The sequence below is a fragment of the Streptomyces sp. BRA346 genome, from assembly GCF_052851135.1.
Window position 1 is genome coordinate 47,213 of record NZ_JAIWIH010000062.1, and the last position, 8,266, is coordinate 55,478.

Genomic DNA, 8,266 nt, shown 5'->3' on the forward strand with positions numbered 1-8,266 from the left:
GGCGCTGTCATTCATGGCCGAGGGTGACCCCTTCGATCGAGGCGACGAGTTCCCGGTCGGTCCAGCCCGCCCGGTGGGTGACGGTGACGAAGCCGCCCACCATCACCAGCACCCGGTCACAGGCCCGCAGATCCCCCAGCTGGTCGGAGACGATCAGCACCGCGCGCCCCTCGGCCCGGGCTCGCAGCGCGGTCTCCAGCAGATCGCGCTGGGACCGTACGTCCACCCCCGCCGTCGGGTCGATCAGCACCAGCACCCGGGGATCCGTGGCCAGCGCCCGGGCCATGACGACCTTCTGCTGATTGCCGCCGGACAGCGCGGTCACCGGCTGTGCCGGGCCCCGGGTGGTGATGCCGAGCCGCTCGATGGCGCGGCGGGCCACGGCGTCCCGGGCGGACGGCCGGATCAGCCCCCGGGGTCCGAGCCGGTCGCCGATGGGCAGCGTGATGTTGTCGGCCACCGACAGCTGCGGAATCAGCCCCTGCACCCGCCGGTCGCGCGGCACACAGCCGACCCCGGCGGCGAGCGCCGCCGTGACGCTGCCCAGCCGCAGCGGACGGCCGAAGACCTCGATCCGGCCGCCCGTCGGGCGGTACAGCCCGGCCAGCGCCTCGCCCAGCTGATGGCTGCCGGACCCGGCGAGCCCGGCCAGCCCCACCACCTCACCGGCCCCGACGGTGAGGCTGACGTCGTGGAAGGACGCGCTGCTCAGCCGCTCGACCCGGACCGCCACCGGGCCCCGGGGCCGTGGCCGGGGCGCCGCGCCGGGCCGGGCGGGGGCGGCCGGTTCGCCGGTCATCTTCTCGATCAGGGCCCGGGTGGGCAGCTCCCCGACGGGCGCGGTGACGATCCTGCGGGCGTCCCGGAAGACGGTGACGGCCTGGCAGACCTCGTACACCTCGCGCAGGTGGTGCGAGATGTGCAGAAACGTGACCCCGGCGTCCTGGAGCCGCCGCATGTGCGCGAACAGCCGCGCCGTCGCCCGGCTGTCGAGCTGCGCCGTGGGCTCGTCCAGGATGACGAAGCGGGTGCCCTGGGACAGCGCCCGCGCGATCTCCACCATCTTGGCGTCCTCGACGCTCAGGTCCCCGGCCCGCGCGCCCTCGTGCACGGGGACGCCCCAGGCGTCCAGCAGCGCGCGGGCCCGGCGGCGGGTCCGCCGCCAGCTGATCACCGAGGTGCGGGGGAGGACCGGCTGATGGCCCAGGAACAGGTTCTCCGCCACCGTCAGCTCGTTGATGATCGTGGACTGCTGGTAGACGCAGGCCACCCGGCGGCGCCAGCCCGCCCGGTCCGCGGCGGCGGGGGCGGCCGCGCCCTCGAACCACACCGTGCCCGCGTCCGGCCGCTCCAGCCCGGTGAGGACGGCCACGAGCGTCGACTTGCCCGCGCCGTTGCGCCCGACCAGGGCGTGCGTCTCGCCCGTCCGCACGGTGATCCCGGCCTCCCACAGGGCCACCGTCGGCCCGTACCGCTTGGTGATCCCGCGTGCCTCGCACAGCGGTGGCCGCCCGGTGGTCATCCGCGATTGCCCCACAGCGCGGGGTCGTTCACATTGGCCGGGGTCACCAGCGGGGCCGGAAGCTGATCCTCCAGGATGCCCTTCCGCACCTCGACGATGCGGCTGCCGTGATCGGTCCGCCCCTTCCGGAACGGCCTCCCGGCCATGGCCTGCTTGATGTAGACCATGGCGTACCGGGCGTACAGGTCCACGGGCTGGGACACGGTCGCGTCGATCCACCCCTTGCGGATCGCGTCCAGCTCCTGCGGGATCCCGTCGTTGGAGACGATCACGATATGGCCGTGACGGCCTCTCGGGTGCAGCGCCCGATGGCGCTGGAGCGTGCGCAGCGTGGGCGCCAGATACACGCCCCCGGCCTGGAGATAGATGCCCTTGATGTCCGGATTGGCGCTGTACAGCGCCTCCAGCCCGGCCGCCGCCTTGTCCGCCTGCCACCCGGCGGCGATGTCGAGGACCCTGATGTGCGGGTAGCGGCGCCGCATGCACTGGTCGAACGCGGCGGTGCGGTCGCGCCCGTTGACCGACGCCAGATCGCCCTCGATCTGCACCACCTTGCCGCTCCGCACGGCCCGCCCGAGGCTCCGGCACGCCTTCTCGCCGTACGCCCGGTTGTCGGCCCGGACCACGATCGCCACCTTGCCCCGGTCGGGCGCCACGTCGACCGCCACGACCGGGACGCGCCGCCGCTGCGCGGCCCGCAGCCCGGTGACGATGGCGGCGGAGTCGATGGGGGAGACGACCAGCCCGTCGATGTTCTGGGCGAGCAGATTGCGGATGTCGCTGACCTGGCGGCTGGCGTCGTTGTTGGAGTTCACCGTCGGCAGCACCCGGACGCCGACCTTGGCCGCCTGGCGCGGGATGTCGCGCTCGTACGCCTCCCAGAACGGCGAGGTCAGGAACGGCACCACCACCCCGACCCGCCGCCCGCCCCCCGATTCCTCGGAGCACCCCGCGGCGGCCGGGCCGCAGACCAGCACGAGGACCGCGGCGGCGGTGGCGAGGCGGTGGCGCGTCGTGCGCATCGTGCTCCCGGCTCCGGTCGTGGAACGGCTGGCGAAGACCTCCCCGGCTGCGACCATACGGCCGCGGGGCCCCCGCACTCCCGGGGCACGCCGCTGAGTCACGCCGTCGGGGCCGGGGCGTTGTCCCCTACCCGCCCCTTCCCGAACCAAGGGCTCGGCCCCCTGGACCCCCGAACGCCCTCCGGGCGTGTCCTCAATCTCCCCCAGCTACCGCTGGGAGGTGCCCCCTGGACGGGCTGCAATGCAGCCCGTCCGGCGATTGAGGACCGGGGTCCGGGGCGGAGCCCCGGTTACGGGAAGGGGCGGGTAGGGGACGAGCCCCCGGCAGGGCGAACCGACCCGCGCCCCTGGGGGTGTCTTGTCGATCAGGCCGGATCAGCGAGCGGCGTCAGGGGGCACCTCCCAGCGGTAGCTGGGGGAGGCGCTGCGCGCGACGAGCGCGGGGCCGCCCGGCATGATCGGTAAGACACCCCCTAAGCCCACGCCTCCCCATCCGGATACGCATACGCCCGCAGCGCCTCCGGCCGCAGCGCCGAGCTGAAGCCGGGCGCGGTCGGAACCCGGTAGCGCCCACCGGTGACGATCGCCGGATCGAGGAAGTGCTCGTGCAAATGCTCGGTGTATTCGACGGCCCGGTCCCGCCGGGTGCCCGAGACCGCGACGTAGTCGAACATGGCCAGGTGCCGGACCAGTTCGCACAGCCCCACGCCACCCGCGTGCGGCCACACCGGAACCCCGAACTCGGCGGCCAGCAGCAGGATCGCGAGGTTCTCGTTGACTCCGCCGACGCGGCAGGCGTCCAGCTGAAGCACATCGAGCGCACTCGCTTGCAGCAGCTGCTTGAAGATGACCCGATTGGCCGCGTGCTCGCCCGCCGCGACCTTCACGGGTGCGACGGCGCGACGGATCGCGGCCAGCCCGATGATCTCATCCGGGCTGGTGGGTTCCTCGATCCAGTACGGGTCGAACCGGGCCAGCGCCCGGGTGCGCTCGACCGCCTCGCCGACCTCCCAGCGCTGATTGGCGTCGAGCGCCAGCCGGATGTCCGGGCCGATGGCCTCGCGCGCGATCCGGCAGCGCCGGATGTCGTCGGCCGGGGAGGCACCGACCTTGAGCTTGATCTGGGTGAAGCCGTCGGCGACGGCCGCCCGCGCGGTCCGGGCGAGCCGGTCGTCGTCGTAGCCGAGCCAGCCGCAGGAGGTGAGGTACGCCGGGTAGCCCTCGGCCTGCAACCGGGCCTCGCGCCCGGTCTTGCCGGGTGCGGCGCGGCGCAGGATCCGCAGGGCGTCGTCGGGGGTCAGCGCGTCGGAGAGATAGCGGAAGTCGGTGAGCGCGACCAGCTCCTCCGGGGCCATGTCGGACAGCAGCTTCCACAGCGGTTTGCCCGCCCGCTTGGCGGTGAGGTCCCACAGGGCGTTCATCACCGCCGCGACGGCCATGTGGGTGACGCCCTTCTCGGGGCCGAGCCAGCGCAGTTGCCCGTCGTCGGCGAGCCCCCGGTAGACGTCGGCCAGACCGGCGGGCAGGGCGGGCAGCTCGGCGCCGACCAGCCGCGGGCGCAGCGCGTCGATCGCCGCGACCTCGACCTCGTTGCCGCGGCCGATGGTGAAGCAGAAGCCGTGCCCCTCCAGGCCGTCCCCGGCGTCGGTGCGGACGATGACGTACGCGGTCGAGTAGTCCGGGTCGGGGTGGCTGGCGTCCGAGCCGTGGAGCCAGCGTGAGGTGGGGAAGCGGATGTCGTGGGTGTCGAGCGCCGTGATCCGCGTCCTCGTCGCCGTGCGTGCTGCGGTCCCGGTTCGCCGTATCGTCGCCATCGCGCATCACACCCCGTCCCTTCCGGCCCCCTCAGTCGCAGTCTCCGACCCGGGCGATAGAAAGTCCATATACGGGCAAAGCGGGCGCAAGTCGGCCGGATCCCTTCGCCGGACGGCTGGATCATTCGCCGCATCAGAACCCTTGACAACGCTTTGGCGCACGGCTCAGGATCCTCGAGTGAACTTGTCAGACAGCCAGACAGGCGCAGAATCGTTCCCTCGTCGGGTGAGTGCCATGGAGGCGGTCCTCAGCCACCTCCGGGACGCCATCGAGCGCGGCGACTACGCGGTAGGGGACAAACTCCCCTCCGAAGCCGAGCTGTGCCGTCGCCTGGAGGTGAGCCGTCCGGTGCTCCGCGAGGCCCTGCGGGCCTTGCAGACCATGGGGCTCACCGCCTCGCGCACCGGCAAGGGCACCTTCGTCATCTCCAGCGGTCCGGTGGAAGATCCCACCTTCGGCGACTACGCCGCGAGCGACCTGCTGGAGGTGCGGCGGCACATCGAGATCCCCGTCGCGGGGTACGCGGCCCTGCGCCGCTCCGCCGAGGATCTCGACCACCTGTCCCATCTGCTCGACCGGATGGAGCGGGAGACCGACACCACCGCCTGGGTGGCGATGGACACCACATTCCATCTCGCCGTTGCGCAGGCGGCGCAGAACCCGGTCTTCCGCCGGGTCATCGAGGAGATTCGCGACGCCCTGGCACGGCAGTCGGCATTTCTCAATGAACTCGGCGGTCGCCGGGAGCAGTCCAACCGAGAACACCGGGCGATCGTCGAGGCGCTCGCCGACGGGTCCGAACCCGACGCGGTGGCGGCGATGACCCACCACCTCGAACGGGTCGAGACCACCCTGACCTCCATCGTGCGCCCCGCTTCGGCGGACGGCGTGTGATACGTACCAACGGAAGGCGGACAGCAGGCGTGAGCGAGCAGTCCCTCCGGCAGGAAGAACGCCACGACCATGGGCCGGACCAGCCCCAGCACATAGACGCCGGCGACGCCGGTTACAGCAAGTCCCTCAAGGCCCGGCACGTCAACATGATCGCCATCGGCGGTGCCATCGGCACCGGGCTGTTTCTCGGCGCCGGGGGGCGCCTGAAGGACGCCGGGCCCTCGCTGGCCCTGGCGTACGCGCTCTGCGGCGTCTTCGCCTTCCTGGTGGTGAGGGCCCTCGGCGAGCTGGTCCTGCACCGGCCGTCATCGGGCGCGTTCGTCTCCTACGCCCGCGAGTTCCTCGGTGAGAAGGGCGCGTACGTCGCCGGGTGGATGTACTTCCTCAACTGGTCCACCACCGGCATCGCCGACATCACCGCCGTCGCCACGTACACCCACTACTGGGGCATGTTCACCGACATCCCGCAGTGGGTGATCGCGCTGATCGCGCTCGCCGTCGTGCTGGCGGTGAACCTGATCTCCGTGAAGATCTTCGGTGAGCTGGAGTTCTGGTTCGCCATCATCAAGGTCAGCGCCCTCGTCGTCTTCATGGCGATCGGCATCTTCCTGCTGGTCAGCCGCCACCCCGTGGACGGCCACGCCACCGGCCCCAGCCTGATCACCGAGCACGGCGGTCTGTTCCCGCACGGTGCGCTGCCCATGCTGCTGGTCATCCAGGGCGTCGTCTTCGCCTACGCCTCCGTCGAGCTCGTCGGCGTCACCGCGGGCGAGACGCAGAACCCCGAGAAGATCATGCCCAAGGCGATCAACTCCATCATGTGGCGCGTCGCCGTCTTCTACGTCGGCTCCGTGGTGCTGCTCTCCCTGCTGATGCCCGCCGGCGCCTACTCCGCCGATCAGAGCCCCTTCGTCACCGTGCTCTCCAAGCTCGGCGTGCCCGCGGCGGGCGATGTGATGAACCTCGTCGTCCTCACCGCCGCGATGTCCAGCCTCAACTCCGGCCTCTACTCCACCGGCCGGATCCTGCGCTCGATGGCCATGGCGGGCTCCGCGCCCAAGTTCACCGGCGCGATGAGCCGCACCCAGGTGCCCTACGGCGGCATCCTCCTCACCTCGGCCATCTGTGTGCTGGGCGTCGGCCTCAACTACGTCGTGCCCAGCGAGGCGTTCGAGATCGTGCTCAACTTCGCGGCGCTCGGCATCCTCTCCACCTGGGGGATCATCATGATCTGCCACCTCCTCTTCTGGCGCCGCGCCCAGGCCGGCCAGGTCACCCGGCCCGGCTACCGGCTGCCCGGCTCGCCGTACACCGAAATCGTCACCCTCGGCTTCCTCTTCTCCGTCATGGTCCTGATGTGGGCCGACGGCGGACCCAGCCGGCTCACCGTCATGGCGCTCCCGGGCATCGCGCTGGCGCTGGTCATCGGCTGGTTCTGTACCAGGGGCCGGGTGAACGCCCTCCGCGACGAGGCGGCGACCAAGCGGTAGACCGGCCCGGCCTGGGCGGCGCCCCACGCCGCCCAGGCGGACGCACCACCACCACCCCGACGACCGGAGCATCACCACCACCATGAACACCACCACCGGGCAGCACGCCGACGACGCTCGCCACACCCCGGCCGGGCCCCCCGTCATCCGCGCACCCCGCCACGTGCCGCTCGCCCATGTCGTCCGCGCCGGTGTGATCGAGGGCGTGCACCACGGGTCGGCGGTCGTCCTGGCCGCCGACGGCCGGGTCGCGTTCCAGGCCGGTGACATCGACGCGGCGTTCTACCCGAGGTCCGCGCTGAAGCCCGTCCAGGCCGTCGCGCTGCTGCGCGCCGGGCTGCCGCTGGACGGCGCGCTGCTCTCGCTGACCGCCGCCAGCCATTCCGGCCAGGACACCCATCTGGCTGGAGCCCGGCGCATCCTGGAGGAGGCGGGCCTCACCGAGGACGAGCTGCGCAACACCCCCGACCTGCCGTACGGCTCCGCGATGCGCGAAGCGTGGCTGCGGGCCGACCGCAAGGCCACCCGGCTGGCCCAGAACTGCTCCGGCAAGCACGCCGCGATGCTGTACACCGCGAAGCTGCGCGGCTGGTCGCTGGGGGACTACCTCGACCCGGCCCACCCGCTCCAGCAGGTGATCGCCGAGACCGTGGAGGACCTCACCGGCCAGCGCGTCGCCCAGGTGACCGTCGACGGTTGCGGCGCGCCGCTGTTCTCCGTCTCCCCGCTGGGCCTCGCCCGCGCCGCCGCGGCCATCGCCTCGGCCGCCCCGGACACCCCCGAGGGCCGGGTCGCGGACGCCATGCGCACGTACCCCGAGATGGCGTCCGGCGACGACCGGGACGTCGCCCGGCTGATGCGCAAGGTCCCCGGGCTGCTCGCCAAGGACGGCTTCGAGGGCGTGCAGATGGCCGGGCTGTCCGACGGACAGGCCGTCGTCGTCAAGATCGCCGACGGCGCCGACCGCGCCCGGATGCCGGTGACCGCGGCCGCCCTCGCGCACTGCGGCATAGGCGCCGACGTCCTCGGCGAGTTCGCCACCGCCCCGGTCGTCGGCGGCGACACCACGGTCGGCCGCCTGCACGCCACCGACGCGCTCGCCCGGCCCGCCGCCTGATCCGCCCACCCCACCCTCACCCAAGGAACCCTGCACAGCCATGACCGCTGACTCCGGCTACCGCCGCGAACACGACCTGCTCGGCGACCGCGACGTCCCCGCCGACGCGTACTGGGGCGTCCACACGCTGCGGGCCTCCGAGAACTTCCCCATCACCGGCACCTCCATCTCCGCCTACCCGCACCTCATCAACGCCCTCGCGGCCGTCAAGGAGGCCGCGGCCCGCGCCAACGAGGACCTGGGCCTGCTCTCCTCGCTCAAGGCCGACGCCATCGCCGCCGCCTGCCAGGAGATACGCCGCGGCAAACTGCACGACCAGTTCACCGTGGACGTGATCCAGGGCGGCGCCGGGACCTCGACCAACATGAACGCCAACGAGGTCATCGCCAACCGGGCGCTGGAGATC

At 72.3% G+C, this 8,266-nt stretch carries 7 protein-coding genes; 4 read left to right on the forward strand and 3 right to left on the reverse strand.

Annotated elements, in window-relative coordinates; genetic code table 11:
- Window positions 1-7 precede the first annotated feature (7 nt).
- The 3 genes from LCH29_RS41225 to LCH29_RS41235 form a co-directional block, all read right to left on the reverse strand.
- Window positions 8-1,522 (reverse strand): sugar ABC transporter ATP-binding protein, encoded by a 1,515-nt coding sequence (locus tag LCH29_RS41225; protein ID WP_446466808.1) that lies wholly within the window; start codon window positions 1,520-1,522, stop codon window positions 8-10.
- A complete protein-coding gene (locus LCH29_RS41230; RefSeq protein WP_446466809.1) occupies window positions 1,519-2,544 on the reverse strand; it encodes a sugar ABC transporter substrate-binding protein in 1,026 nt (341 codons plus the stop codon). Before LCH29_RS41230 ends, LCH29_RS41225 begins: the two co-directional genes overlap by 4 nt.
- Before the next feature lie 473 nt (window positions 2,545-3,017).
- Window positions 3,018-4,358, reverse strand: coding sequence for an enolase C-terminal domain-like protein (locus LCH29_RS41235; protein ID WP_446466810.1), 1,341 nt, complete (start codon window positions 4,356-4,358; stop codon window positions 3,018-3,020).
- A gap of 178 nt (window positions 4,359-4,536) precedes the next feature.
- Between LCH29_RS41235 and LCH29_RS41240 the strand changes: the two genes are divergently transcribed.
- From LCH29_RS41240 to LCH29_RS41255, 4 genes are all read left to right on the forward strand, one after another.
- On the forward strand, window positions 4,537-5,253 hold the full coding sequence (locus LCH29_RS41240) for a FadR/GntR family transcriptional regulator (protein WP_446466811.1): 717 nt from the start codon (window positions 4,537-4,539) through the stop codon (window positions 5,251-5,253).
- 29 nt (window positions 5,254-5,282) lie between these two features.
- Entirely contained in the window at window positions 5,283-6,743 is a 1,461-nt protein-coding gene (locus LCH29_RS41245) for an amino acid permease (RefSeq protein ID WP_446466812.1), read from the forward strand.
- Window positions 6,744-6,825: 82 nt separating this feature from the next.
- On the forward strand, window positions 6,826-7,860 hold the full coding sequence (locus LCH29_RS41250) for an asparaginase (protein WP_446466813.1): 1,035 nt from the start codon (window positions 6,826-6,828) through the stop codon (window positions 7,858-7,860).
- A 40-nt stretch (window positions 7,861-7,900) separates the two neighbouring features.
- Window positions 7,901-8,266 (forward strand): lyase family protein (locus LCH29_RS41255; RefSeq protein ID WP_446466814.1); only part of this gene is annotated, 366 nt, incomplete at its 3' end.

What these genes read in the sequence shown, in the direction of transcription:
- LCH29_RS41225 (WP_446466808.1), bottom strand. Translation starts at nt 1,522, where the DNA reads ATGACCACCGGGCGGCCACCGCTGTGCGAGGCACGCGGGATCACCAAG.
- LCH29_RS41230 (WP_446466809.1), bottom strand. Translation starts at nt 2,544, where the DNA reads ATGCGCACGACGCGCCACCGCCTCGCCACCGCCGCCGCGGTCCTCGTG.
- LCH29_RS41235 (WP_446466810.1), bottom strand. Translation starts at nt 4,358, where the DNA reads ATGGCGACGATACGGCGAACCGGGACCGCAGCACGCACGGCGACGAGG.
- LCH29_RS41250 (WP_446466813.1), top strand. Translation starts at nt 6,826, where the DNA reads ATGAACACCACCACCGGGCAGCACGCCGACGACGCTCGCCACACCCCG.